The sequence below is a fragment of the Vogesella oryzagri genome (assembly GCF_040148885.1).
Taxonomy (GTDB): domain Bacteria; phylum Pseudomonadota; class Gammaproteobacteria; order Burkholderiales; family Chromobacteriaceae; genus Vogesella; species Vogesella oryzagri.
Genome location: NZ_JBEFLD010000010.1, coordinates 19,648 through 44,714, shown reverse-complemented (window position 1 = coordinate 44,714; position 25,067 = coordinate 19,648). Strand labels below are relative to the sequence as shown.

The following is a 25,067-nucleotide window of genomic DNA, read 5'->3' as shown; positions in this document are numbered from 1 at the left end:
GATCAGGCGGGTTGACGCTCGGCCATGGCGGCGATGAAGCGGTCGAACAGATAGGCCACATCTTCCGGGCCCGGACTCGCTTCCGGGTGGCCCTGGAACGAGAACGCTGGGCGGTCGGTCAACGCGATACCCTGTACGGTACCGTCGAACAGCGAACGGTGCGTAATGCGTACATTGGCCGGCAGGCTGGTTTCATCCACCTGGAAGCCGTGGTTCTGGCTGGTGATCATCACGCGGCCGGAATCCAGATCCTGCACCGGGTGATTGGCACCGTGGTGGCCGAACTTCATCTTGGAAGTCTTGCCGCCGGTGGCCAGCCCCAGCAACTGGTGACCGAGGCAGATGCCGAATACCGGCAGCTTGGTATCCAGAATGTCGCGAATGGCGGTGATGGCGTAGTCGCACGGTTCCGGATCGCCCGGGCCGTTGGAGAGGAACACGCCGTTCGGATTCAACGCCAGCACGTCCTTGGCCGGGGTCTTGGCCGGTACCACGGTGAGTTTGCAGCCACGCTCTGCCAGCATGCGCAGAATGTTGTGCTTCACACCGAAGTCGTAGGCCACCACATGGAACGGCGTATCGGTCTGGGTGCTGTAGCCCTGGCCCAAGCGCCACTCGCGGGTAGTCCACTGGTACGGCTGCTCGCAGCTAACGACCTGCGCCAGATCCTGGCCGGCCATGCTGCCAAAACCGCGCGCCAGCTCGACAGCTTTCGCTTCGTCGATGTCACCGGCCATGATGCAGCCGGCCTGGGCGCCTTTTTCACGCAGCAGACGAGTAAGTTTGCGGGTATCGATGTCGGCGATGGCGACAACGTTGTTCTGCTTGAGGTAATCCGACAGCGAGGCTTCCGCACGGAAGTTGCTGTGCAACAGCGGCAGATCACGAATGATCAGACCGGATGCAAAAACGGCGCGGGACTCGGTGTCTTCCGAGTTCGCGCCGACATTACCAATATGCGGATAAGTCAGGGTGACGATCTGCCGGGTATAGGACGGATCGGTAAGGATCTCCTGATAACCGGTAATGGCGGTATTGAATACCACCTCTCCGACGGTGTGGCCATTGGCACCGATGGCTACGCCTTTGAACAGCGTGCCGTCAGCCAAGGCAAGAATCGCGGGTACGGTTGTCACTGGCTGGCTCCTGAAAATAGTGTTTTTTTAATCACTTATACAACAAACGGGACACCGCGCGGCTTGCGCATGTCCCGTTCGGATAAACTTTTCGATTGTAACACGAAAACCGCTCTTGGCAAGCCGTCCGACGGTCCAGCACAGGCGATTTCCCTGCATGGCGCGCACGTCAGCCAGGCTGACGCCCGCGTCAAGCAGCCCGGCCGCCCTCGTTAACACTAGCTGATTTCGCCACGACCACAAAGCAAAACGCCCCGTTAGCGGGGCGTTGGCAGGTCACTCAGAACAGGCTGTCATCCAGTGCCAGCACACTATCGGCGCCGTGCACGATGGCAGCGGCCAAGCCGCTCGCCTGCGGCAGCAGATGTTCAGCGTAGAAGCGCGCCGTGATGAGTTTGGCGGCCAGGAACTCGGCATCCGCTTCCTCGTCGCCTTGCTGGGCACGGGCGATCAAGGCGGCGCGTCCCATCATCCAGCCACCGAGCACGATGCCCATCAGCTTGAGGAAGGGCACCGAACCAGCTGCGGCCAGTGCCGGATTGGCACTGAAAGTGTCCAGAATGAAGGCCACGCAGCGCTCGGCATCCTTCGCCGCCGCTTCAAGGTTGGCCGCCATGCTGGCGAAACCGGCGGCGGCCAACTTGCCGGCGGTCACGCGCACTTCCTCCAGCAGCCAGCGTGCGGTAACACCGTCTTCCGCCGCGGTCTTACGACCGATCAGGTCCAGCGCCTGGATGCCGGTAGTGCCCTCGTAGATCGCAGTGATGCGCGCATCGCGGTAGTACTGCGCCACGCCGGTCTCTTCGATAAAGCCCATGCCGCCATGCACCTGCACCGCAAGACTGGTGATCTCGTTAGCCTGCTCGGTGTTCCAGCCCTTAACGATCGGGATCAGGAAGTTCACCAGCGCCTGGTTGCGAGCGGCTTCGCTGGCCACCGGGTGACGTGCGGCGCGATCCAGCGCGGCAGCGGCGTAGAAGGCCAGCGCACGCTGCGCCTCGATCTGTGCACGCATGGTCATCAGCATGCGGCGCACATCCGGGTGACGAATAATGGCCACCCCGGCCGGGTCCGGGCTGCCGACTGCGCGGCTCTGTACCCGATCACGCGCGTATTCCACCGCCTTCTGGTAGGCGCGCTCGGACACCGCCATACCTTCCACGCCGACGCCAAGGCGGGCGTGGTTCATCATGGTGAACATATAACCCAGGCCCTTGTTGGCCTCACCCACCAGATAGCCGATAGCGCCACCGTCGTCGCCGAAGCTCATCACCGCGGTAGGGCTGCCGTGAATGCCCAGCTTGTGCTCCAGTGATACGCAACGCACATCGTTACGCGCCCCCAGGCTGCCATCGGCATTGACCAGGAACTTGGGCACGATGAACAGCGAAATGCCCTTCACCCCGGCCGGCGCATCCGGCAGACGGGCCAGCACCAGGTGGACGATGTTGTCCGCCATGTCGTGCTCACCCCAGGTAATGAAAATCTTCTGGCCGCTGATCTTGTAGCTGCCGTCGCCCACCGGCAGCGCCTTGCTGCGCACCTGCGCCAGATCAGAGCCGGCCTGCGGCTCGGTCAGGTTCATGGTGCCGGTCCACTCGCCGCTGGACATGCGCGGCAGGTAGACCGCTTTCAATTCTTCCGAGGCATGGTGGTTGATCGCCTCCACCGCGCCCAGCGTCAGCAGCGGCGCCAGCGAGAATGCCAGGTTGGCCGAGCACCACATTTCCTCGGCGGCAATTGCCACCAGTGCCGGCAACCCCTGGCCGCCGTAATCGGCCGGCGCACGCAGACCGACCCAGCCGGCTTCCACGTACTGCTGCCAGGCATCCTTGAAGCCCTCGGCGGCAGTCACGCTGAAATCCGGCGCCCACTTGGCGCCCTGGTCGCCGTTGCGGTTGATTGGGGCCAGCACGTTCTCGGCGAACTTGGCGCCCTCCTCCAGAATGGCGTCGGTCAGCTCGACGCTGCAATCCTCGTAACCCGGCAGGGTGCAGATCGCCGGCAGTTCCGCCAGCTCGTTAAGTGCAAAACGAATGTCCTTGCTTGGTGCCTTGTAAATCATGGGTACCGCTCCTCTATAACTTCCATCGTCGTGCAAAAAAGCCGGCCATGCTGTCCGCCAACGGACATGCCCGCCGCAGCAATGTGCGGCTGGTATTCCCCAGACGAACCGGTCATGGCCGGCTTTCTTGTTTGACGCGGCACCGTAGCGCCGCGCCTTGTTTTATGGGTACTGCGGGTATTACTTGGACAGCTCGGCGATCAGTTCCGGCACCACGGTGAACAGGTCACCGACGATGCCGTAGTCGGCCACCTGGAAGATCGGCGCCTCTTCGTCCTTGTTGATCGCCACGATCACCTTGGAGTCCTTCATGCCGGCCAGGTGCTGGATGGCACCAGAGATACCCACCGCCACGTACAGCTGCGGCGCCACCACCTTGCCGGTCTGGCCAACCTGGTAGTCGTTCGGCGCGTAGCCGGCGTCCACCGCGGCACGCGAGGCACCGACGGCGGCGGACAGCTTGTCGGCCAGCGGCTCGATCACCGCCTTGAACTGCGCTTCGGAACCCAGCGCGCGACCGCCGGAAACGATGATCTTGGCGGCGCCCAGTTCCGGGCGGTCGGACTTAGTCAGCTCCTGGCCAACAAAGCTCGACAGCGCAGCATCGCTGGCAGTAGCCACAGCGTCAACGTTGGCCGCACCACCGGCACCAGCCGCTTCGAAGGCGGTGGTACGCACGGTGATCACTTTGATGCTGTCAGACGATTGCACGGTGGCCAGCACGTTGCCGGCGTATACCGGGCGCACGAAGGTGTCGGCGGCTTCGATGGCGATGATGTCGGAGATCTGCGCCACGTCCAGCAGCGCGGCCACGCGCGGCAGCAGGTTCTTGCCGTAGGAGGTAGCCGGTGCCAGCACGTGGCTGTAGCCCTTTGCCAGCTCCACCACCAGCGGTGCCACGTTCTCGGCCAGGCCGTGGGCGTAGGCAGCGTTGTCGGCCAGCAGCACCTTGGCCACACCAGCCACGGATTTGGCGGCATCGGCAGCGGCGGCGGCATTGTGGCCGGCTACCAGCACGTGCACCTCGCCCAGCTTGGCGGCAGCGGTAACGGTATTGAGGGTGCCTGCTTTCAGGCTCTGGTTGTCGTGTTCAGCGATAACGAGAATAGCCATGGCTTACAGCACCTTTGCTTCGTTCTTGAGTTTGGCCACCAGTTCGGCAGCATTGGCAACCTTGATGCCGGCGGAGCGCTTGGCAGGCTCGGCCACTTTCAGGGTCTTCAGGCGCGGGGCTACATCGACGCCCAGGTCGGCCGGGGAGGTCTTGTCCAGCGGCTTTTTCTTGGCGGCCATGATGTTCGGCAGCTTGACGTAGCGCGGCTCGTTCAGGCGCAGGTCGGTGGTCACCACCGCCGGCAGGCGCAGCTTGACGGTTTCCAGACCGCCATCCACTTCACGGGTCACATCCACGGTTTCCGCAGCCACATCCACCTTGGAGGCGAAAGTGCCTTGCGCCCAGCCCAGCAGCGCGGCGGTCATCTGACCGGTCTGGTTGGCATCGTCGTCGATGGCCTGCTTGCCGACGATCAGCAGCTGCGGCTGTTCCTTGTCGGCCACCGCCTTCAGCAGCTTGGCCACTGCCAGCGGCTGCAGCTCGGCATCGGTTTCCACCAGGATGGCGCGGTCGGCGCCCATGGCCAGTGCCGTGCGCAGGGTTTCCTCGCACTGCTTCACCCCCATCGATACCACCACGATCTCGGTGACCTTGCCGGCTTCCTTCAGACGCACGGCCTCTTCCACCGCGATTTCGTCGAACGGGTTCATCGACATCTTGACGTTGGCGACATCCACATCGGTGCCGTCAGCCTTGACCCGCACTTTCACGTTGTAATCAACAACGCGCTTCACAGCGACTAGAGCTTTCATATTCCTCCAGCGAACTCTCTGGTTGAAACAACTCGTCCCGTGTCGCCGCGCGGCGGGCGCCAGGCGCACTATCAAACGAGCGTTTAATTGGTGAATTGACTACAAAGCAACTGCAGTACAACAGGGGTGGGGAGATATTACGCGATTTCCCCGCAATTTGCATTTGGGGGAAAGCATGCAAGAATGCGCTGCAACATTGAGCACGTCATAACGATAAAACACAGGCAGGAGCGCATGCTGAATGACAGCGGCCAACCTTTGCTGGCCGTTGCGGTTTTCACTTTGCACAGGGAGCCCCCATGACGGTTTTTTTTGAAGATATCAAGATCGGTGACAGCGCCGAATACGCCAAGACCATTACCGAAGCCGACATCCTGATGTTTGCCGCGGTATCCGGTGATGACAATCCGGTCCACATCAACCAGGAATACGCTGAGGCGTCGATGTTCAAGACCCGCATCGCCCACGGCATGCTGACCGCCGGCCTGATTTCCACCGTGGTCGGCACCCGTTTGCCGGGCAACGGCACCATCTATCTGTCGCAATCCACCAAGTTCAAGGCGCCGGTGAAGATCGGTGAAACCGTTACCGCCCGCGTGACAGTTACCGAGCTGGATCCGGCCAAGAAGCGCGTCAAATTTGCCACCGAATGTCTGGTGAAGGGCAAAGTGATTCTGGAAGGTGAATCGCTGGTAATCGCCCCGTCACGCGCCAGCTGATGAGCAGCCTGCGCATTGTTCGGCTGTGCGACGAACACGGTCGCATCGTGGAGCCGGTGCTGCTGGCGGCGGCACTGCCGGTACACCGCCAGCTGCGTCCCATGCTGCCGGCAGATGCCGATGCCTATGTTGCCAAGATGGCCCGCATCTGCAGCTATGGCGCCCGCTTGATTGCCGCGCTGGACGACGCGGGCAAGGTGGTGGCGCTGGGCTTGTACCGCATCTACGAGAATACCTACGAAGACCTGCGACTGTACCTGGATGATCTGGTTACCGACGAGGCCGTGCGCTCGCAGGGCGTTGGCCGCCAGATGCTGGACTGGTGCGAGGCCGAAGCGCGGCACCATGGCTGCGGCTTTCTGGTGCTGGATTCCGGCACCTGGCGCACAGCGGCGCACAAGCTGTATCTGAGCTACGGTTTCGTGATCTCGTCGTTCCACTTCACCAAGCCGCTGCAATAGGCACACAAGGTTGGCCGCATGCGGCCAACCTTTATTCCTGCGGCTGTCCCTGCGCCTGCAACTGCCGCTGCAGCGCCCACGCCACCGATTCGCGCACCCAGGCATCAGCATCCTCCAGCCGCTGGCGCAACGCGGCCACAATGGCCGCATCGTATGCGGCATTGCCCAGCCCAACGGCCAGGTTGGACAACCACTTGGCGTAGCCGATGCGGTAAATCGGGCTACCGGCCATGCGCTGCTGGAAGGTCGCCTCGTCCCAGCCGAACAACGCCAGCAGACTGACATCGTCCAGCCCGTGGCGCACGGCGAAATCTGCCTCTGCCGTCGGCACCGCGAAGCGGTTCCAAGGGCAGGCCAGCTGGCAGTCATCGCAGCCGTAAACCCGATTGCCGATCAGCGGGCGCAGTGGCTCCGGGATCACCCCCTTCAACTCGATGGTGAGGTAGGAAATGCAACGCCGCGCATCCACCTTGTACGGCGCCACGATGGCAGCGGTCGGGCAGACCTCGAGGCAGCGCGTGCAGCGCCCGCAGTGCGCCTCTTCGCTGCCATCTTCCGGCAATGGCAGATTGGTCAGAATCTCGCCCAGAAAAAACAAGGAGCCCTGCTGCTTGTTGAGCAGCAGCGTGTGCTTGCCGCGCCAGCCCTGCCCGGCCTGTGCCGCCAGTGCCACTTCGGCCAGCGGTGCGCTATCGGTAAACACCCGGAACTGATGCGCGGGGTCATGTGCGGAGATGCGCTCGGCCAGCTTTTGCAGCCGGTTACGCAATACCTTGTGATAATCCCGCCCCAGCGCATAACGCGAGATATAGGCACGCGACGTATCCGCCAGCACCGCGTCCGCGGCGGCGGCTTCGCCGGGCCAGTAATGCATGCGCAGACTGATCACCCGCAGTGTGCCGGGCACCAGCTCTGCCGGCCGCAGCCGCAGCATGCCGTGGCGAGCCATGTAGTCCATTTCGCCATGGCAGCCCTCCGCCAGCCATGCGGCCAACGTGGCTTCGGCCGCGGCCGGCAGCTCGGCGCGGGTGATGCGGGCATCGGCAAAGCCAAGCTCCTGCGCCCAAGCCTTGATTTGGCTAGCCAAATGGCGATAATTCTCGTTTTGAGCGGACATTTCATTCATGGCGACGGATCATACCAGTGTCGCAGGCTTTCTCGCCGACGAAGCAGCCACGCTGCAACTGGGCCAGACGCTGGCCAGCTGCCTGCAACCCGGGCTGCAATTGCAACTGCATGGCGACCTGGGCGCCGGCAAAACCACGTTTACCCGCGGCCTGCTACGCGGGCTGGGACATGCCGGCAGGGTAAAGAGCCCCACCTACACGCTGGTGGAAAGTTATCCACTGCCGGCCGCTACCGTGCATCATTTTGATTTATACCGCTTCAACGACCCGCAGGAATGGTTCGACGCCGGTTTTGCCGACTACCTGGCCACGGACACGCTCTGCATCGTGGAGTGGCCGCAAAAAGCCGCCGGCGTATTGCCGTCGCCGGATCTGACGCTGGAACTCCAGCTTGCCGATAACGGTCGCAACTATCGCCTTGTTGCCCACAGTGAAACAGGAAAAGCATGTCTCAGCCGCTACCAGACTCTGACCGCCGCAAGCTGATCGGTGCCGCTGCCGCCACCTTTCTGCTGACGGTCAGCCGCATCGGCCTGGCCGCTGCCAGCCAGGTGGTGGCCGTGCGCGTATGGCCATCGTCCACCTACACTCGCGTCACCATCGAAGCCAGCAGCGAAATCCGCTACAAGCACTTCTCGCTGGCCAACCCCAACCGACTGGTGGTGGACTTGGAAGGCGTACAGCTGACCGGCGTGCTGCAGGAACTGAGCAAGCAGATTCAGAGTGCCGACCCGTTCATCCGCATGGCGCGCGCCGGCCAGTTCAATAACGACACGGTGCGACTGGTGCTGGACCTGCGCAACGAAGTCAAACCGCAGATTTTCTCGCTGAAACCGGTTGGCGAATACCAGCACCGGCTGGTGCTGGATCTGTACCCGGCCGACGCGCAGCAGGATGATCCATTGCTGGCGCTGCTGGAGGACTACAACAAGGGCCAGCTGGACAACAGCGCCCCGCGCGGCGGCAAGGACAAGAGCGGCCCCGGTCGCACCGTCACCATCGTGATCGATCCCGGCCACGGTGGTGAAGATCCTGGCGCCATCGGCCCCAGCGGCATACGCGAAAAAGACGTGGTGCTGAAGATCAGTCGTCAGCTGAAAAAGCTGATCGATGGCGAAAAGAACATGCGCGCAGTACTGACGCGTGACGAGGATGTGTTCCTGCCGCTGGGCGTGCGCGTCGCCAAGGCGCGGCGCATGAATGCCGATCTATTCATTTCGGTACATGCCGACGCGGTAGACAACCGCACCGCGCGCGGCTCATCGGTGTTTGCGCTATCGGAAAACGGCGCCACCAGCACCATGGCGCGCTTTCTGGCGAAAACCCAGAACGATGCCGATATGGTCGGAGGCGTGAAAATCGGCGGCAAGGACAAATACCTGGCGCATACCCTGCTGGACCTAACCCAGACCGCCACCATCAACGACAGCCTGAAGCTGGGCAAATCGGTGCTGGGCAGGCTGAGCAACCTCAACAAGCTGCACAAGGACAAGGTGGAACAGGCCGGTTTCGCGGTACTGAAAGCGCCGGACATTCCCTCCATCCTGGTGGAAACCGCCTTTATCAGCCATCCGGAAGAAGAGCAAAAGCTTATCGACCCGGACTTCCAGCAGCAGATGGCCGACGCCATCCTGTCCGGGGTGCGCAGCTACTTTGCCCAGGGCGCCGCTATCGCCCGGGTCTAGCGCACAGCGCCCACAATGACAAAGCCGCCCATCGGGCGGCTTTGTCATTGTGGGCGGCAGGTCTTACAACTGCTCCAGCTCGCGCATCGGATCATCGCCGGATACCGGTACGCGGTAGCTTTCATCGGCCCATTGCCCCAGATCGATCAGCCGGCAACGTTCGCTGCAGAAAGGACGGTACGGGCTTTGCGGACCCCAGACAACAGCCTGGCGACACTGCGGGCAGGCAACGGTTTTTTCGGACGACATGATTCAGAACTTACAGTAGGTCAGGGTGAAATCCACATCATCCTCCACCTGGCGGGCACGAACCTCGCCGGTACCAGCATGAATGAAGCGGACGTTGAGGGCGTACTTGTTGGCCGAAATCTCCGGCACGATCTGCAGGCGCGCATCGTAGGAAACGCGAATCAGCTGCACCGCCTTGCCGCCGGACATTTGCTGGAAGGCGCCGCGACGCGCGGTGTACTGGTAGGCCTTGCCGCTGTCGCGCAACAGCTTGAGCAGCACTGTGGCGGCGCGTGACGTCGGCATCAACGGAGCCGCCCAGCGCAGCAGATCGATACGGCGGGCTTCGCTTTCCCGTTGCAACCACAGATGATAAGACGGCAGGTCGAACTGACAGGTACCGCCGGGAATCACCGAACGCTGCTTGATGGCCATCAGCCACTCGTTCTCGCGCAGGTGCTGGCCAAACTTGCCGCTGATCTCGAGCAGGCTGGCTGCCGTATGCTCGATCTCCTCCAGCACCGCATCCAGCGCATCCTGGGCGATCACCGGATTATCACGCAAGGCCTCCAGTGCCAGCTTCTGCCGTTCCAGCTCCTGCAACAACTCGGATTTCAGCTCGGTGCGGCCGGCAGACTCCAGCACCTCGAACAGCGCCATCAGTGCTGCATGATGGCAATTGGCCTCATCCTGCGCAATAAAGAACACCAGCCGCTGGTACACCTGCTCCAGGCGAAGCAAGGTACGGGTTCGTTCGGTGATGGGGAACTCGAAACTGGTCACGGCGGGTATCCGTTGGTTCGTAACGTCATGCCGGAGCCGGCAAGCCAAAGCAGGCTAGATAATAGCGGTGTTTGTCAGCAACTTGAAGCGCCAAATCGGCCAGCTCGCCGCTATTGTGAATAACATCGTCAGCCAGCTGCAGCCGTTGCTGGCGTGGCATCTGCGCGGCGATGATCGCCGCCACCTGCTCTGCGGCCAAACCGCTGCGTGCCATCACGCGCTGTTGCTGCATTTCTTCCGGGCAATCCACCAGCAGACTCCGCCGCACCAGGCGGTGGAATGCCGGGCTTTCAAACAGCAATGGCACTGCCAGCAACACATAAGGCCCTTGTGCCAGCGCCAGCTGTCGCAGGCTCTCGGCACCAATCAGTGGGTGCAGAATGGCCTCCAGCCGTAAACGCTCGGACGGATCGGCAAATACGCGCTGCCGCATTACCGCGCGATTCAACGCGCCATTTGCATCCAGCACGCTATCACCAAAGGCCGTGCGGATGGCCGGCAGCGCCGCCCCGCCCGCAGCGGTAAGCTGGTGGGCAACAACATCGGTATCGACACAGGGCACGCCATTCTCTGCAAACAGCTGCGCAACCGTGGACTTGCCGGAGCCGATGCCGCCGGTCAGGCCGACAACCGGCTTAAGCACCCAGATACCAAGCCATGATCGGCTTGCCCCACAAGAACGCCAGCAGCCCGGCGGCGGCAAGATACGGGCCGAAAGGCAAAGGTTGGCCGCGCCCGTGGCGGGCAGCCAGCATCAGGCCAATACCCACCAGCGCTCCCACCAGCGAAGATAGCAGGATGATAAGCGGCAGCATTTGCCAGCCCAGCCAGGCGCCCAGCGCCGCCAGCAACTTGAAGTCGCCGTAGCCCATGCCTTCCTTGCCGGTCGCCAGCTTGAACAGCCAGTACACGCTCCACAACGTCAGATAACCCGCCATCGCCCCGATCACGGCCTGCTCCAGCGGTACAAAACCATCATTCAGGTTATAGAGCAGCCCCAGCCACAACAATGGCAGAGTCAGATCATCCGGCAACAACTGGGTGGCGGCATCGATCAGGGTCAGCACCAGCAACAGCAGGCCGAACACGCTGACCCATACCCATGTTGCCCCCAGCCCCCACTGCCAGGCGAACCCGGCCAGCATCAGGCCAGAAACCAGCTCCACCAATGGATAACGCCAAGAGATGGCGCCGCCACAATGACTGCAACGACCACGCTGCAGGGCGAAACTCAGCAAGGGGATGTTCTGCCAGGCACGGATCGGCGCGTGACAATGCACGCAGGCAGACGGCGGAAAGAACAGGTTGTAGTTGGCCGCAGGCGCTTCCTGCCCCTGCAACTCGGCGCACTCTGCCAGCCAGCGCTGCTCCATCATCTTGGGCAGACGATGAATCACCACATTGAGAAAACTGCCAACCAGCAAGCCAAACACCAGAGCCAGCCCGATTTGTGCCATCTGCGGCAACATTGTGATTGCGTCCAGCATCAACCAACCACCTGACCCATCTTGAAGATTGGCATGTACATGGCAACCACTAGGCCGCCAATCAGCACCCCCAGAATGATCATGATCATCGGTTCCAACAGGCTGGACAGCGAGGCCACGGCATTGTCGACTTCTTCTTCGTAGAAGTCCGCAACCTTGTCCAGCATGTCATCCAGCGCACCGGACTCCTCACCGATGGCCGTCATCTGCAACACCATATTGGGGAACAGGTTACTGCGCTGCATGGAAGCATTCAGCGTCGAGCCAGTCATCACCTCATTCTGGATCACCTTGGTGGCATCGGCGTACACCTTGTTGCCTGCCGCGCCACCTACCGAATCCAGCGCCTCAACCAACGGCACACCCGCGGTAAACATGGTGGATAGCGTGCGACACCAACGGGCAATCGTGGCCTTACGCACCACTTCACCGATCACCGGCACCTTCAGAATGATGCGATCAAGCCCTTCCTGCATTTTCGCCGAGCGCTTATAGGTGTAGGCAATGCCCCAGATACCGCCAATAAGCGTGCCAAAAATCATCCACCAGTATTCAACAAACACGTCCGACAGTTTGATAACAATCAGGGTCGGCGTCGGCAGGTCGGCACCAAAACTGGAAAACAACTCCTTGAATGCCGGAATCACGTAAATCAGGATCACCGCCGTGATAATGAAAGCCGTGGCGATAATGGCTGCCGGATACACCAGCGCCGACTTGATCTTGCCCTTGATCGCCAGCACTTTTTCCTTATAGGTCGCCAGCTTCTCCAGCAGCGCATCCAGCACCCCCCCGGCCTCACCGGCGGCGACCAGGTTGCAGAACAGGCCGTCAAAATACAGCGGATACTTGCGGAAGGCATCGGCCAGACTGCTACCGATTTCCACTTCCGAACGCACATCAAGAAGAATGCGGGTAAACAGCGCATTGCTGAGGCCCTTGGCCGCAATGTCGAATGCCTGTAGCAACGGCACCCCGGCCTTCATCATGCTGGACAACTGACGGGTAAACAGCGCGACATCCTTTTCCGTCACTTTTTGGCCAAACTTGGGCTTGCGCTTGTTTACCTTGCTGACATTGATGCCCTGCCGTCGCAGCTGCGCCTTGGCGACGATCTCGGACTCCGCCCGGATCTCGCCGCGGATCAACTTGCCTGTACGATCCTTGCCTTCCCAGTTCCAGATATGGGCAACCGCTTTCTTGCTTACCGTCCCAGCCATGCTTGCATCCTGTCGATTATTCGTTGGTTACGGCTTCAATTTCGGTTAGCGAAGTCACGCCACGCATTACTTTCAGCAACCCGGCACGACGCAGGTCAACCATGCCTTCCTCCCGTGCCAGATCATTGATCTGTACGGCATTACCATCACTCATGATCAGTCGAATCATCGCATCGGTTATCGGCATGATTTCATAAATGCCGGTACGTCCTTTGTAACCGGTGCCTCGGCACTGATCACACCCCACCGGACCATAAGGTGTCCAATTGCCATCCAGTTCTTCTTGTTTGAAGCCGGCACGCAGCAGCGCGGACGGCGGAATTTCCACCGGCTGCTTGCAGTGGCTGCATAAACGTCGTGCCAGACGCTGCGCCATGATCAGCAGCACCGAGCTGGCGATGTTGAATGGCGCCACGCCCATGTTCAGCAAGCGGTTAAGCGTTGCCGGCGCATTGTTGGTATGTAGCGTTGAAAACACCAAGTGCCCGGTCTGGGCCGCTTTGATCGCAATATCCGCGGTTTCAAAGTCGCGAATCTCACCCACCATGATGATGTCAGGATCCTGACGCAGAAAAGCCCGTAGCGCCGAGGCAAACGTCAGGCCCGCCTTTTCATTCACGTTGACCTGATTGATGCCCGGCAAGTTGATTTCCACCGGATCTTCCGCGGTGGATATATTGCTGTCGGGCTTGTTGAGGATATTCAGGCAGGTATACAGCGACACCGTCTTACCACTACCGGTTGGCCCCGTCACCAGCACCATACCGTAGGGTCGGGCAATCGCCCGCAACAGCAGCTCTTTTTGTTCCGGCTCAAAGCCCAACTGTTCAATATCTAGCGATGCAGCGGAAGAATCGAGAATACGCATCACGATCTTCTCGCCATACAGCGTAGGCAAGGTGCTTACCCGGAAGTCCACGGCCTTGTGCTTGGACAGTACCAGCTTCAAGCGGCCATCCTGCGGTACTCGGCGTTCGGAGATGTCCATCTTGGATACCACCTTGATCCGCGAAGCCAGCTTTTCCTTGATCGCCAGCGGCGGTTGTGCCACTTCTTTCAGCACACCATCGACACGGTAGCGAATACGATAGAACTTTTCATACGGTTCAAAGTGGATATCCGATGCGCCACCATTGATCGCATCCACCATCAGCTTGTTAACAAAGCGGACCACGGGGGCGTCGTCGACATCAGGCAAACCATCGCTGCTTGGCTCGGCATCCGGGTCGGCAATTTCCAGTTCACCAAACTCTTCGGCAGCCAGGCTATTGATAGCTGCCATCGAGTTTTCAGCCAGACGCCCGACCAGCGCCCCCAGCTTATCATCTTCAACAACAACACACTCAACCGTCAGCCCGGTTTTAAAGGTAATCGCATGCAGCACGCTGCTCTGCGTCGGATCGGAAATGGCGATATACAGGCGGTTGCCACGACGAAACAACGGCAACAAACGGTTGGCTGCAATGAAATCCTGCTCCAGCAGGCCTCGTGGCATTGAGTCACTATTATGCCGGCTCAGGTCATACAAAGGCAGGCCAAAGGTGGCCGAGGCGAACAGCGCCACTTCTTGCGCCGACATTTTCTTGCTTTGCACCAGCTGCTCGACAAACGAAATACCACCAGTCTGCGCCAGCTTGACGATGGACTCCGCATCACTGGCCAGCAGTAACTCATTCTGAACTAATGCCCGGCTCAAACCAGAAATGGCTACATTCTCCATACGCCCCCCTGCCACTTGCATGAATTGCATCCTGCTATCCGTTATAGCGGCATATTAACCGCTCACCCAGCTTTGGCAATGCCCTGCAGTTTCTGAATGCAATAAAAAAAGGCTGCCGAAGCAGCCTTTTTCACAACTCACACAATCATCAAGTGATGATTAGAATGCGTGGGTCAGGTATACAGCAGAGGTGTTCTTCTTGCCGGACTTGGTGTTATCAGAGTAGTCCTTACGAGCGCCTTGGAATTGGAACTCAACACCAGCGCTGGTGCGCTTGGACAGGGCGTAGTCAGCACCAACGGAGAATACGTTGTAGCTACCCAGCGCATCGCCGTCTTCGGTCTTCAGCTTGCCTTCTTTCCAGTAGGAAACCTTCGGAGTCAGGTTGCCCAGTGCGTAGGTAGCAGTTACGCCCCAGCCAGCTTGCTTACCGAAGCTACCATCATCAGCGGTAACCTTGGCGTTAGCGTAGCCCAGACCCAGGGTCAGGTCGCCGATGGCGTAGTTGGCGCTAACTACATGTACACGGGTATTGGAGCCAGCAACAGCGGAAGCTTCTGCATCGCTGTCCAGAGTCAGCTCAGTGTCAACCAGCTTGGTGTAGCTGTAGTTGGCGCTGAACGGGCCGTTGGCGTACTTCACACCAGCGCCCCATACATGCGGAGCGGCGGCATTGTATGCATCAACCAATTTGATGTCGGCGAAGTCATCAGTCGTGTCAGCAGGAGTGCCAGCGTCATTAACATAAGCAACCGCGCTGGTAGAATGGCCAGTGGACTCCGGACGCAGCTGAGCAGAGGCAGCAAACTCGAAACCGGCGTAGTTGGCGCTGTCGAAGCGGATGGTGTTCGCAGTACGTTGTTCAGCCACGGCACCAACGCCATCACCATGAATGGAGATTTCGTTGAACGGCTCTTGACGGCTGTAACCGGAGTTAGCCGGGTTGCTCAGCTTACCAAAGCGAACCTTACCGAACTCGCCCTGCAGACCAACGAAGGTATCACGACCGCCCCACGAGTTTTTCTCGTCGCCGGAAGCATCGATACGGTTGGCAACTTGCCAGATAGCTTTCAGGCCGTTACCCACGTCTTCGGAACCGGAGAATACGATCTGGCCGGTCTGACGATTCATGGCGTTTTCAGAGGTCTTGTCGCCGTCTTTGTGATTGTAATTCACAATGGAAACACCGATGTCACCGGAGATGGTAACGTCAGCCAGTGCAACTGCCGGCAGGGCAGCCAGGGTAGCCAGAACGATCAGCTTTTTCATGTGTGTTCCTTTCAGAGATCACGAATATTGCCCGTGGATTTATCCGAAACCTTGGCTCCGGTAGGGCTGTCCAGACCACCGGCATTCCGGCGGTATCTGTGGCGGACTATAAACGTGGCGTTGCGAAAAAACAAATCCCGTACTCATAGCCACTTCAACACTCACGCAAAAAAAAACATCAAGCCATTGAATTAGTTGAATTTTTCAACGAAACATTCATTGTTGCCACTAGACAACAATGCGTACAACACCTACAAAAGCGTTGTTTTCTAACGACACCTCGAGCCTCCCACGATGAAATCAGCCAGCCTGATGTGGTTTCGACGCGACTTGCGCGCCTATGACAACGCGGCCTTTTCACAGGCTTTGCGGCAACACGAAGCCACTCACTGCGTTTTTGTTTTCGATACCAACATCCTGCGCCATCTCCCTCATGACGACAGGCGAGTAGCATTCATCCATGCCGCACTACAGGAGCTGGACACCACACTGCGCGAGCAAGGCGGCGGTCTGCGCGTATTGCAGGGCAACCCGACCCAACTAATTCCACAGTTGGCCGCAGAACTGCGTTGCGATGCGGTGTACTGCAACCGGGATTACGAACCCTACGCCCGGGAGCGCGATGCGAAAGTTGCCGCACTGTTAGGTGATCAGGGATGTGAACTACGCAGCGTCAAGGACCAGGTAATTTTCGAGCAAGACGAAGTACTGACCAAGCAAGGCAAGCCGTATACCGTTTTTACCCCTTATATACGGGCCTGGCGCCAGCGTTTCACTCCGGCGTTGGCTCAGACCCTGCCGACACCGATGGCCGGCGCCCTGGCTCCACCCTCTGCGGCACAAGGCCTTCCCTCGCTCGCGACACTGGGATTTGCAGCGGCCTCGCAGCAGCTATTGCGACTGCAAACCGGCCGCTCGGGCGGGGAAGCGTTACTACAGGACTTTGCCCAGCGCATCAGGCACTACAAAGCCGCGCGCGATTACCCCGCGGTGAAAGGTGTGTCCTACCTGTCCGCCCACCTGCGCTTTGGCACCATCTCGATACGAGAAGCCGTTCAGCTGGCAATCAGTGAAGAGGGCGAGGGAGCGGAAAGCTGGCTGAACGAGCTGATCTGGCGCGAGTTCTATCAACAACTGCTATGGCACTTTCCCGCTGTGGTCGAACAAAGCTTCAAAGCCGAGTACCGGCAGCTGGTTTTTCCTGGGCAGGACAGCTGGTTTGATGCCTGGTGCCAGGGCAATACCGGCTACCCCATTGTGGATGCCGCCATGCGCCAGCTTAACCACAGCGGCTTCATGCACAACCGCCTGCGCATGGTCGCGGCCAGTTTCTTGGTAAAGGATCTACTAATCGACTGGCGCCGCGGCGAAGCCTATTTTGCGGCGAAGCTGCTGGACTTTGATCTTGCGGCCAACAATGGCGGCTGGCAGTGGGCCGCCTCGACCGGCTGCGATGCCCAGCCCTACTTCCGCATTTTCAACCCGGTGAGCCAGTCCGAGAAATTCGACCCGGAAGGCAAGTTCATCCGCCGCTACGTACCGGAGTTGGCCGCACTGGACAACAAGGCCATACATGCGCCGTGGCAGGCCAAGTCGCTACCCAGCGACTTTCAGTTGGGACGCGACTACCCGGCCCCCATCGTGGAGCATGCCACTCAGCGCGAGTTGGCGCTGACGCTGTTCGGCAAAAAATAAAAAGGCCCGACATTGTCGGGCCTTTTCTTGTGTATGGAACGCTTACGGTTTCTTCACTGGCGGGGTTGCCGGAGCCGCCTTGGCCGTACCGGCAGGCGCCGCTTTTGCCGGTGCCGCCGGCGGCACGGCACCACCACTGACCACCAGCTCCGTTTTCAGTTTCTCCAGCGTTTTCGGACCAATGCCCGGCACTTTTTCCAGATCGGCATAGGTTTTGAATGGGCCATTCTTGGTGCGGAAATCCACAATAGCCTTGGCCTTGACCGGGCCAATCCCGTTAAGCGCTTCCAGCTGCTGCGCCGTGGCGGTATTGGCGTTCACTGCGGCCCAGGCCGACAGCGTTACAAACAGCACACATAATGCGGCAAATAGCTTTTTCATGGCCAACCCTCCCGTCTTCATGACAAAAAATGGAGATACCACTATGTCAAAACACTACAATTTATGCAAAAAGAATTGCAACACCACCTTGCTGCCGATATACCCAAATAACAACAGCGCAAAGCCCGCCAGCGTCCAGCGAATGGCGATGCGGCCACGCCAGCCATGCAGTTTGCGACCCAGTAACAAGCCGCCAAACACCAGCCAGGACAGGAATGCGAACACCACCTTATGGCTCAACGGCACGGCGCGGCCAAACACCTCTTCCGCAAAGAACACGCCACTGATCAGGCTGCAGGTCAGCAACACGAAACCGGTGCCCAGCGTCTGAAACATCAGGTTTTCCAGCACCAGCAACGGTGGCATGCGGCGAGCCAAGGCAAAGCGCCGGTCATGCAATGCGCGCTCCTGCAACAGCATCAGCACCGCCAGCAAGGCGCCAATGGCAAACAGGCTGTACGCCAGCAGCGACACCAGCAGATGCAGCAGGAAAGCCGGGTTATTGATCTCATATAAGGTATGCGGAATCGGCAGCACTTCGGCCATCAGTACCCCGATGGCGGCCAACGGCACCAGGAAAACCTGCAAGCCATCCATGCGCGCGAAGTAACTGCCGGTCCAGAAAATCAGCAACATGATCCAAGCCAACAGGGAAAGCGCCGTGCCTACCCCCATGCTCAAGGCCCCAAAACGCAGTACCGGCAGCATCAACACCAGGGCATGCACCACCAGCAACGCGCCCAACAGGAAGTGTTCACGCCCGGGCTGGCGCGGCCACGGCGATACGCCACGCCAATGACCGATGAAATGCCAGGACAGTCCGAGGTAACCGGACACCAGCAAAATGACCAAAATCAACAGGATGCCACTCATCTGATTGGGGGGAGCGCCACGCCCCGGCGCCGGGTCGTGGTAAAATGGACGATTGCAGAAGTCTACACCAAGCAGAATGCAGTTGGCAGACCATAAGGACACCCCATGCTTGACAACCTATCCTCACGCCTAACCAGTGCGCTGAAAACCTTGCGCGGTCAGGCGCGGCTTAGCGAAACCAATATCCAGGACGCGCTGCGCGAAGTACGCATGGCGCTGCTGGAGGCCGACGTGGCGCTGCCCGTGGTCAAAACCTTCATTGCCAGCGTCAAGGAACGCGCGCTGGGCCAGGAGGTGCTGGGCAGCCTGACGCCAAGCCAGGCCATGATCGGCGTCGTGAACGAAGAGCTGGTCAAGCTGATGGGCGAAAAGAACGACGCGCTGAATCTGGCCGCCGTTCCGCCCGCCATCATCCTGATGGCCGGTCTGCAGGGTGCCGGTAAGACCACCACGGTGGGCAAGCTGGCCAAGCTACTGAAAGAAACGCAGAAGAAAAAAGTGCTGGTGGTGTCTGCCGACGTGTACCGTCCGGCGGCGATTGAACAGCTGAAATTGCTGGCAGAACAGGTGGGCGTGGAGTGGTTCCCGTCCGATGGCAGCCAGAAACCGGAAGACATCGCCCGCGCCGCCGTGGATTACGCCAAGCGCCACTTCTTTGACGTACTGATGGTGGATACCGCCGGTCGCCTGGCCATCGACGAAGCGATGATGGCCGAGATCAAGGCGCTGCATGCCTGCCTCAATCCGATCGAAACCCTGTTCGTGGTCGATGCCATGCAGGGCCAGGACGCGGTGAACACCGCCCAGGCCTTCAACGAAGCGCTGCCGCTGACCGGCGTGGTGCTTACCAAGATGGATGGCGACTCGCGTGGCGGTGCCGCGCTGTCGGTGCGCCATATCACCGGCAAGCCGATCAAGTTCATCGGCGTGGGCGAAAAAGTCAGCGGCCTGGAGCCGTTCCACCCCGACCGTCTGGCTGGCCGTATCCTCGGCATGGGTGACGTACTGACCCTGATCGAGGACGTACAAAAAGGCATCGACGAGGAAGAAGCGGCCAGAATGGCCAAGAAGCTGAAGTCCGGCAAGGGCTTCGACCTCGAAGACTTCAAGACCCAGATGCAGCAGATGAAAAAGATGGGCGGCATGACCAGCATGCTGGAAAAAATGCCGGGCGACCTGGGGCAGCTGGCCAAGGGCGTACAAGGTGCCGAGGCGGAAAAATCCATGCGCCGCATCGAGGGCATCATCAACGCCATGACCATGGACGAGCGCCGCAAGCCAGAGCTGATCAAGGCCAGCCGCAAGCGCCGCATCGCCACCGGCTCCGGTGTCTCGGTGCAAGAAGTGAACAAGCTGCTGGCACAGTTCGAGCAGATGCAGAAGATGATGAAGATGTTCTCGTCCAAGGGCGGCATGTTCAAGATGCTGAAAGGCCTCAAGGGTATGAAGGGCATGCTGCCGGGCATGTAATGGATAGCAGGACGGGCGTCGTGGACGCCCGTTTTTTACGCGCGGATCTTAAAGACACCATGCAATACGACGTAATCGTCCTGACCGACCACGAGCTGCTGCAGCTGAACGATGCCGACTGGTACAGCCGCCAGGTACACACCGAAGACGGCCTGGTACTGCAGGCACTGGAAAGACAAGGGCTGAAGGTTGGCCGCAAGGACTGGGCCGACCCGGACTTCGACTGGGCAGACTGCCGCAGCGCTGTATTCCGCACCACCTGGGATTATTACCACCGCTTCAGCGAATTCGCGCCGTGGCTGGCGCGGGCCAGTGAAACCACCCGCCTGTTCAATGAGGCGGCACTGGTGCACTGGAATATCGACAAGCACTACCTGGGTGCGCTGGCAGAAAAAGACGTCAATATCGTCCCCACAGTCTATATCGAACGAGGCGACTCCCGTTCACTGGCGCATATCGTGGCCGAAACGGGCTGGCAGGACGTGATCCTGAAGCCCGTCGTCTCCGGCGCCGCGCGGCATACCTACCGTTTTACCGCCACCGCCAGCGAGCAGTACGAATGCGTGTTCGGCGAACTGATCGAGCAGGAAGCGCTGATGTTGCAGCCGTTCCAGCGCAACATTCAGGAAAGCGGCGAGCTGTCGCTGATGATCATCGACGGCAAATACACCCACGCCATCCGCAAAACGGCCAAGGCCGGCGATTTCCGCGTGCAGGATGACCACGGCGGCAGCGTGCATCAATACGATGCCAGCGCCGACGAAATTCTGTTCGCCGAAGCCGCCGTGGCGGCAGTGCCATTCGACGTACTGTACGCCCGCGTGGACCTGATCCGCGACAATGATGGCCAGCTGGCGATCATGGAACTGGAAATGATCGAACCGGAGCTGTTCTTCCGCTTCAACCCGCCGGCAGCGGACACCCTGGCCGCGGGTATTGCCCGCCGCCTGCACGCTTAAGTTTTCGTTTTTTATTTGAAGCAACCGGCCAGCACCAGCTGGCCAGCAACCTGGAAGCACTGAGTGATGAATCTGACCACGCTGACCGCCCTTTCCCCGCTCGACGGCCGCTACTCCGGCCAAGCCGAAGCACTGCGCGCCACCTTCTCCGAATACGGCCTGATGAAGGCGCGTATCAAGGTAGAGCTGGAATGGCTGAAAATGTTGGCCGCAGAACCGGGCATCGAGGAGGTAAAGCCGTTCTCCGACGCCACCATCCGTGAAATCGACGACGTGATCGCCAACTTCTCCGTGCAGCACGGCGAAGAAGTGAAGGCCATCGAAGCGCGTACCAACCACGACGTGAAAGCCATCGAGTACTGGCTGAAAGAACGTCTGTCCGGCAACCCGGAAGTGATGGCCGCCAGCGAGTTCATCCACTTCGCCTGCACCTCGGAAGACATCAACAACCTCAGCCATGCGCTGATGCTGAAAACCGCACGCAACACCGTAATGCTGCCGGCACTGGATGAAGTCATCACCAAACTGAGCACGCTGGCACATGACCTGGCCGCGGTACCGATGATGAGCCGCACCCACGGCCAGCCGGCCACCCCGTCCACCATGGGCAAGGAGCTGGCCAACGTGGTGTACCGCCTGAAGCGCCAGCGCGAGCAGCTGGTGAAGCAGGAAATCCTCGGCAAGATCAATGGTGCCGTCGGCAACTACAACGCCCACATCGTCGCCTACCCGGGCGTGGACTGGGAAAGCCTGGCCGAGCGCTTCGTCAGCGGCCTGGGCCTGACCTTCAACCCGTACACCATCCAGATCGAGCCGCACGACTACATGGCCGAGCTGTACCAGCAACTGAGCCGCATCAACACCATCCTGATCGACCTGGATCGTGACGTATGGGGTTACATCTCGCTGGGCTACTTCAAGCAGAAGGTGAAGAAGGACGAAGTGGGCAGCTCCACCATGCCGCACAAGGTCAATCCGATCGACTTCGAAAACTCCGAAGGCAATCTGGGTCTGGCCAACGCCGTGCTGAACCACCTGGCGGAAAAACTGCCGCTGTCGCGCTGGCAGCGTGACCTGACCGACTCCACCGTACTGCGCAATATGGGCGTCGGCTTTGGCTACACCCTGCTGGGCTTCAAGGCACTGATGAAGGGCCTGAACAAGCTGGAACTCAACCCAGCCATGCTGGCTTCCGATCTGGACGCCACCTGGGAACTGCTGGCCGAGCCGATCCAGACCGTGATGCGCCGCTATGGCGTGCCCAACCCGTACGAGCAGCTGAAAGAGCTGACCCGCGGCAAGGATGGCATCACCCGCGATACCTTGGCCGCCTTCATCAAGGGCCTGGAAATCCCGGAGGCAGAAAAAGCCCGCCTGCTGGAACTGACTCCGGCCAGCTATGTTGGCAAGGCAGAAGAGCTGGCCCGCCGTATCTGATACGTTAGCCGCACAGCAAAAAAGCCACCGCAAGGTGGCTTTTTTGCATCCCCGCCTACCGCATGCGACAAGCAAGCCTAGCCAATTGGGCAACAATGCAAAAAGTCGCAAATCCAGTAGATTTGCGACTTTTCATATTTGGTTGCGGGGGCAGGATTCGAACCTACGACCTTCGGGTTATGAGCCCGACGAGCTACCAGACTGCTCCACCCCGCGTCAGAGAGAACACATAATAGCCAATCTAAAGATAGCTGTCAAATCTTTTATACAGTCCAGTCCACAAGGCCCCAATACCATGTCGCCAGAATCACCAGACCGAAAGCGATACGGTACCAGGCAAAGACTTCATAGCTGTGGCTGCCGACAAAACGCACCAAGGTGCGCACCGCCAGCAAGGCGCTCAGGAATGCCGCGACGAAGCCGATGGCAAACATCGGCAGCTCGGCCATCGATAACAGGTCACGGTGCTTGTAGAGGTCGTACACCGTGGCTGCAAACATGGTCGGCACCGCCAGGAAGAAGGAAAACTCGGCCGCCACCTTGCGGTCCAGGCCAAAAAATACCCCGCCGATGATGGTGGCGCCAGAGCGCGAAGTACCCGGAATCATGGCCACGACCTGCGCGCAGCCAATCTTGAGCGCCTCACGCCAGCCAATATTGTCTACATCGTGCACCCGCGCCACATGCTGCCGGCGCTCGGCATAGAGAATCAGCAGCCCGCCCAACACCAGCGCACTGGCAACGCTGACCGGGTTGAACAGGTACAGCTTGATCTGCTTGATGAACAACAGCCCCATGATGGCGGCGGGCAGGAAGGCAATGATCAGGTTGGCCGCAAAGCGCTGTGCCTTGGGCTCACTCCCCAGCCCCTTCACCACGGCAGTGAAGCGCTCGCGGTACAGGAACAGCACCGCCAGAATGGCACCAAACTGGATGGCAATCTCGAATACCTTGCCAGCATTGTGAAAGCCGATCAGATCGCCGACCACGATCAAATGCCCGGTGCTGGACACCGGCAGGAACTCGGTCAAACCCTCCACAATACCCAGTAACAGCGCCTGCGCCAGTAACAAAGTGTCCACTTTTTCCCTTTCTAAAATGATTTCAGGCCGCACTGGGCGGCCTGAAGGTAGCGCGTAAGACAGCTTATTTGCTGCGCGCCTTGATGATCAGCTCGTCGACCACTTTCAGCAGCTGCGCCGGCTCTGCGGCCAACGTGGCGTACTTGCCCGCCACCACAATGGTCGGCGTGCCCTGAATGGCATAGTCACGGGTGATTTGAGTCGCACGGGCGACCTGCGAATTCACGCCGAACGATTTGTACACCTGCATGAAGGCCTTGCTGTCCACGCCCTTCTGCGTCGCCAGCCATTTGCTCATTTCCGCTTCATCAGCCAGATTGATCCGTTGCTGCACCATGGCCGTCAGCGCCGGCGTATGCAGTCGATCCAGCGTCTTGGTGATGTTGAAGGTTGCAAACAGGCGTGCCAGCGGCTCCATCTGCTTGCCCCAGACGATCTGTTCGCGACGGAAGCTCACATCCTTCGGCAACTTTTTCGACCAGGCGGCAATCGACGGCTCCAGATTGAAGCAATGCACACAGTGGTACGAGAAAAACTCGATCACCTCCACCTTACCCGGCGTCGCCACCGGCTGCGGCTTGGCCAGTAGCACATAGTCCTTACCTTCCACAATGGCGGCCTGGGCCACGCCCGCCACCATCAACAACGCTGCAAACAGCCATTTCTTCATGGTTTTCTTTCGTTTATTTCGCAGGGAGTTTCACAACAGAGACTTCGATGCCATCCTGGCGCAATCTGGCGCGCAACGCGTCCAGTTCTTCCTGGCGCTCGAACGGTCCGATACGCACCCGGTGCATCAGCCCCTTCTCCGGCATCGACAGCGACTGGATTTTGGCTTCCACCCCCATCAATGCCAGTCGCGCCTTCATATTGTCGGCATCGCTTTCCGACTGGAATGCCCCCGCCTGCAAGAACAGGCGCGGACCTGGCGTGTTGGAGCCACTGGAGGCATCGCCAGTTCCCTTGTCGGTGTTGGGCAAGGCTTCCTGCTGGCCCGGCAATATCTTGTAGAAATCGAAACGCTGGCCATCGACATCTGCCGGTGACTGGGTCGTGGTGGTGGCCGGTGCCGGCTTGACCGCAACCGGGGCGGATGCTGGCGCCGGCACGGCGGCCGGTTTGGCTGACGGTGGCGTCACCGTGGACAGTTTGGCCCCCGGCTCCAGCAGTTCGGCTTCCGGCAACGATGCCTGCTGCTTGCCTTGCATGCGTTCCAGATTGCTGAACGGCGTAGAGGAGCGGCTGAGGTACATCGTCACGCCGACGGCCACACCGATGCCGATAATCAAGCCGACCAGTACCCCGGCCATCAGGCCACCGCCGCCCTTGCGTGACGAAGCACTACGGCTGCCACGTGAATTCTTATGATCTTTGTTACTCATGAAACCCACTGATCCGAGTCGG

Annotated in this window: 25 protein-coding genes and 1 tRNA gene; 8 read left to right on the top strand and 18 right to left on the bottom strand. The window is 59.8% G+C overall.

The genetic code is table 11. The features are described 5' to 3' along the window. Window positions 1-2 precede the first annotated feature (2 nt). The 4 genes from carA to ABNW52_RS17090 form a co-directional block, all read right to left on the bottom strand. Window positions 3-1,136 (bottom strand): glutamine-hydrolyzing carbamoyl-phosphate synthase small subunit, encoded by a 1,134-nt coding sequence (gene carA, locus ABNW52_RS17105; RefSeq protein ID WP_349590457.1) that lies wholly within the window; start codon window positions 1,134-1,136, stop codon window positions 3-5. A gap of 280 nt (window positions 1,137-1,416) precedes the next feature. Continuing rightward, window positions 1,417-3,201, bottom strand: a complete 1,785-nt coding sequence (locus ABNW52_RS17100; RefSeq protein ID WP_349590454.1) for an acyl-CoA dehydrogenase — start codon at window positions 3,199-3,201, stop codon at window positions 1,417-1,419. Between the two features lie 180 nt (window positions 3,202-3,381). Further along, complete coding sequence (locus ABNW52_RS17095) at window positions 3,382-4,314, bottom strand: electron transfer flavoprotein subunit alpha/FixB family protein (RefSeq protein ID WP_349590451.1); 933 nt, start codon at window positions 4,312-4,314, stop codon at window positions 3,382-3,384. 3 nt (window positions 4,315-4,317) lie between these two features. Next, window positions 4,318-5,067 (bottom strand): electron transfer flavoprotein subunit beta/FixA family protein, encoded by a 750-nt coding sequence (locus tag ABNW52_RS17090; protein WP_349590448.1) that lies wholly within the window; start codon window positions 5,065-5,067, stop codon window positions 4,318-4,320. Window positions 5,068-5,366: 299 nt separating this feature from the next. Between ABNW52_RS17090 and ABNW52_RS17085 the strand changes: the two genes are divergently transcribed. Together ABNW52_RS17085 and ABNW52_RS17080 are read left to right on the top strand one after the other, a co-directional pair. Continuing rightward, window positions 5,367-5,786, top strand: a complete 420-nt coding sequence (locus ABNW52_RS17085; protein ID WP_349590445.1) for a MaoC family dehydratase — start codon at window positions 5,367-5,369, stop codon at window positions 5,784-5,786. Continuing rightward, complete coding sequence (locus ABNW52_RS17080; RefSeq protein WP_349590443.1) at window positions 5,786-6,247, top strand: GNAT family N-acetyltransferase; 462 nt, start codon at window positions 5,786-5,788, stop codon at window positions 6,245-6,247. The genes ABNW52_RS17085 and ABNW52_RS17080 overlap by 1 nt, the downstream gene beginning before the upstream one ends. 31 nt (window positions 6,248-6,278) lie before the next feature. Here the strand turns inward: ABNW52_RS17080 and queG are convergent, their stop codons facing one another. Then, complete coding sequence (queG, locus tag ABNW52_RS17075) at window positions 6,279-7,334, bottom strand: tRNA epoxyqueuosine(34) reductase QueG (protein WP_349590441.1); 1,056 nt, start codon at window positions 7,332-7,334, stop codon at window positions 6,279-6,281. Window positions 7,335-7,371: 37 nt separating this feature from the next. On the opposite strand from queG, the gene tsaE reads away from it, so the two are divergent. Together tsaE and ABNW52_RS17065 are read left to right on the top strand one after the other, a co-directional pair. Further along, a complete protein-coding gene (gene tsaE / locus ABNW52_RS17070; protein WP_349590438.1) occupies window positions 7,372-7,860 on the top strand; it encodes a tRNA (adenosine(37)-N6)-threonylcarbamoyltransferase complex ATPase subunit type 1 TsaE in 489 nt (162 codons plus the stop codon). Further along, complete coding sequence (locus ABNW52_RS17065; protein WP_349590435.1) at window positions 7,821-9,059, top strand: N-acetylmuramoyl-L-alanine amidase; 1,239 nt, start codon at window positions 7,821-7,823, stop codon at window positions 9,057-9,059. Before tsaE ends, ABNW52_RS17065 begins: the two co-directional genes overlap by 40 nt. Before the next feature lie 63 nt (window positions 9,060-9,122). Here ABNW52_RS17065 and yacG read toward each other — a convergent pair whose 3' ends face one another. The 7 genes from yacG to ABNW52_RS17030 all read right to left on the bottom strand — a co-directional run bounded on the left by yacG (window position 9,123) and on the right by ABNW52_RS17030 (window position 15,766). Then, complete coding sequence (yacG, locus tag ABNW52_RS17060) at window positions 9,123-9,308, bottom strand: DNA gyrase inhibitor YacG (protein ID WP_349590433.1); 186 nt, start codon at window positions 9,306-9,308, stop codon at window positions 9,123-9,125. Window positions 9,309-9,311: 3 nt separating this feature from the next. Continuing rightward, a complete protein-coding gene (gene zapD, locus ABNW52_RS17055) occupies window positions 9,312-10,070 on the bottom strand; it encodes a cell division protein ZapD (protein ID WP_349590430.1) in 759 nt (252 codons plus the stop codon). Window positions 10,071-10,095: 25 nt separating this feature from the next. Then, on the bottom strand, window positions 10,096-10,713 hold the full coding sequence (coaE, locus tag ABNW52_RS17050) for a dephospho-CoA kinase (RefSeq protein WP_349590428.1): 618 nt from the start codon (window positions 10,711-10,713) through the stop codon (window positions 10,096-10,098). Continuing rightward, window positions 10,706-11,557 (bottom strand): prepilin peptidase, encoded by an 852-nt coding sequence (locus tag ABNW52_RS17045; protein WP_349590425.1) that lies wholly within the window; start codon window positions 11,555-11,557, stop codon window positions 10,706-10,708. The genes coaE and ABNW52_RS17045 overlap by 8 nt, the downstream gene beginning before the upstream one ends. Further along, the gene (locus ABNW52_RS17040; protein WP_349590423.1) at window positions 11,557-12,777 is read right to left on the bottom strand and encodes a type II secretion system F family protein; all 1,221 of its coding nucleotides are present in this window, start codon (window positions 12,775-12,777) and stop codon (window positions 11,557-11,559) included. Before ABNW52_RS17040 ends, ABNW52_RS17045 begins: the two co-directional genes overlap by 1 nt. 16 nt (window positions 12,778-12,793) lie before the next feature. Next, entirely contained in the window at window positions 12,794-14,518 is a 1,725-nt protein-coding gene (gene pilB / locus ABNW52_RS17035; RefSeq protein WP_349590702.1) for a type IV-A pilus assembly ATPase PilB, read from the bottom strand. A 138-nt stretch (window positions 14,519-14,656) separates the two neighbouring features. Then, a complete protein-coding gene (locus ABNW52_RS17030) occupies window positions 14,657-15,766 on the bottom strand; it encodes a porin (protein ID WP_349590421.1) in 1,110 nt (369 codons plus the stop codon). A gap of 294 nt (window positions 15,767-16,060) precedes the next feature. On the opposite strand from ABNW52_RS17030, the gene ABNW52_RS17025 reads away from it, so the two are divergent. Beyond that, window positions 16,061-17,461 carry a cryptochrome/photolyase family protein gene (locus ABNW52_RS17025; RefSeq protein WP_349590419.1) on the top strand — a complete coding sequence of 467 codons (1,401 nt, stop codon included), beginning with the start codon at window positions 16,061-16,063 and terminating at the stop codon, window positions 17,459-17,461. A gap of 42 nt (window positions 17,462-17,503) precedes the next feature. Here the strand turns inward: ABNW52_RS17025 and ABNW52_RS17020 are convergent, their stop codons facing one another. After that, entirely contained in the window at window positions 17,504-17,842 is a 339-nt protein-coding gene (locus ABNW52_RS17020) for a ComEA family DNA-binding protein (RefSeq protein WP_349590417.1), read from the bottom strand. A gap of 54 nt (window positions 17,843-17,896) precedes the next feature. Further along, entirely contained in the window at window positions 17,897-18,700 is an 804-nt protein-coding gene (locus ABNW52_RS17015) for a cytochrome C assembly family protein (protein ID WP_349590414.1), read from the bottom strand. A gap of 120 nt (window positions 18,701-18,820) precedes the next feature. Here ABNW52_RS17015 and ffh point away from each other — a divergent pair, with 120 nt between their 5' ends. The 3 genes from ffh to purB all read left to right on the top strand — a co-directional run bounded on the left by ffh (window position 18,821) and on the right by purB (window position 22,581). Next, complete coding sequence (ffh, locus tag ABNW52_RS17010) at window positions 18,821-20,185, top strand: signal recognition particle protein (protein WP_349590412.1); 1,365 nt, start codon at window positions 18,821-18,823, stop codon at window positions 20,183-20,185. A gap of 59 nt (window positions 20,186-20,244) precedes the next feature. Next, window positions 20,245-21,144 carry an ATP-grasp domain-containing protein gene (locus ABNW52_RS17005; RefSeq protein WP_349590410.1) on the top strand — a complete coding sequence of 300 codons (900 nt, stop codon included), beginning with the start codon at window positions 20,245-20,247 and terminating at the stop codon, window positions 21,142-21,144. Window positions 21,145-21,210: 66 nt separating this feature from the next. Continuing rightward, window positions 21,211-22,581, top strand: coding sequence for an adenylosuccinate lyase (gene purB / locus ABNW52_RS17000; RefSeq protein WP_349590407.1), 1,371 nt, complete (start codon window positions 21,211-21,213; stop codon window positions 22,579-22,581). Window positions 22,582-22,720: 139 nt separating this feature from the next. On the opposite strand, the gene ABNW52_RS16995 is transcribed toward purB, so the two are convergent. The 4 genes from ABNW52_RS16995 to ABNW52_RS16980 form a co-directional block, all read right to left on the bottom strand. Continuing rightward, a tRNA-Met gene (locus ABNW52_RS16995) sits at window positions 22,721-22,797 on the bottom strand. A 47-nt stretch (window positions 22,798-22,844) separates the two neighbouring features. Continuing rightward, window positions 22,845-23,663: an undecaprenyl-diphosphate phosphatase gene (locus ABNW52_RS16990; protein WP_349590405.1), complete on the bottom strand. Its 819-nt coding sequence runs from the start codon at window positions 23,661-23,663 to the stop codon at window positions 22,845-22,847. A 64-nt stretch (window positions 23,664-23,727) separates the two neighbouring features. Then, on the bottom strand, window positions 23,728-24,333 hold the full coding sequence (locus tag ABNW52_RS16985) for a thiol:disulfide interchange protein DsbA/DsbL (RefSeq protein WP_349590402.1): 606 nt from the start codon (window positions 24,331-24,333) through the stop codon (window positions 23,728-23,730). 13 nt (window positions 24,334-24,346) lie between these two features. Continuing rightward, a complete protein-coding gene (locus ABNW52_RS16980; RefSeq protein WP_349590400.1) occupies window positions 24,347-25,045 on the bottom strand; it encodes an SPOR domain-containing protein in 699 nt (232 codons plus the stop codon). Between the last annotated feature and the right edge of the window lie 22 nt (window positions 25,046-25,067).

Coding starts and splice junctions, on each gene's coding strand:
- ABNW52_RS17100 (WP_349590454.1), bottom strand. CDS start 3,201: ATGATTTACAAGGCACCAAGCAAGGACATTCGTTTTGCACTTAACGAG.
- ABNW52_RS17095 (WP_349590451.1), bottom strand. CDS start 4,314: ATGGCTATTCTCGTTATCGCTGAACACGACAACCAGAGCCTGAAAGCA.
- ABNW52_RS17090 (WP_349590448.1), bottom strand. CDS start 5,067: ATGAAAGCTCTAGTCGCTGTGAAGCGCGTTGTTGATTACAACGTGAAA.
- ABNW52_RS17085 (WP_349590445.1), top strand. CDS start 5,367: ATGACGGTTTTTTTTGAAGATATCAAGATCGGTGACAGCGCCGAATAC.
- ABNW52_RS17080 (WP_349590443.1), top strand. CDS start 5,786: ATGAGCAGCCTGCGCATTGTTCGGCTGTGCGACGAACACGGTCGCATC.
- tsaE (WP_349590438.1), top strand. CDS start 7,372: ATGGCGACGGATCATACCAGTGTCGCAGGCTTTCTCGCCGACGAAGCA.
- ABNW52_RS17065 (WP_349590435.1), top strand. CDS start 7,821: ATGTCTCAGCCGCTACCAGACTCTGACCGCCGCAAGCTGATCGGTGCC.
- yacG (WP_349590433.1), bottom strand. CDS start 9,308: ATGTCGTCCGAAAAAACCGTTGCCTGCCCGCAGTGTCGCCAGGCTGTT.
- ABNW52_RS17045 (WP_349590425.1), bottom strand. CDS start 11,557: ATGCTGGACGCAATCACAATGTTGCCGCAGATGGCACAAATCGGGCTG.
- ABNW52_RS17040 (WP_349590423.1), bottom strand. CDS start 12,777: ATGGCTGGGACGGTAAGCAAGAAAGCGGTTGCCCATATCTGGAACTGG.
- pilB (WP_349590702.1), bottom strand. CDS start 14,518: ATGCAAGTGGCAGGGGGGCGTATGGAGAATGTAGCCATTTCTGGTTTG.
- ABNW52_RS17030 (WP_349590421.1), bottom strand. CDS start 15,766: ATGAAAAAGCTGATCGTTCTGGCTACCCTGGCTGCCCTGCCGGCAGTT.
- ABNW52_RS17025 (WP_349590419.1), top strand. CDS start 16,061: ATGAAATCAGCCAGCCTGATGTGGTTTCGACGCGACTTGCGCGCCTAT.
- ABNW52_RS17020 (WP_349590417.1), bottom strand. CDS start 17,842: ATGAAAAAGCTATTTGCCGCATTATGTGTGCTGTTTGTAACGCTGTCG.
- ffh (WP_349590412.1), top strand. CDS start 18,821: ATGCTTGACAACCTATCCTCACGCCTAACCAGTGCGCTGAAAACCTTG.
- ABNW52_RS17005 (WP_349590410.1), top strand. CDS start 20,245: ATGCAATACGACGTAATCGTCCTGACCGACCACGAGCTGCTGCAGCTG.
- purB (WP_349590407.1), top strand. CDS start 21,211: ATGAATCTGACCACGCTGACCGCCCTTTCCCCGCTCGACGGCCGCTAC.
- ABNW52_RS16985 (WP_349590402.1), bottom strand. CDS start 24,333: ATGAAGAAATGGCTGTTTGCAGCGTTGTTGATGGTGGCGGGCGTGGCC.
- ABNW52_RS16980 (WP_349590400.1), bottom strand. CDS start 25,045: ATGAGTAACAAAGATCATAAGAATTCACGTGGCAGCCGTAGTGCTTCG.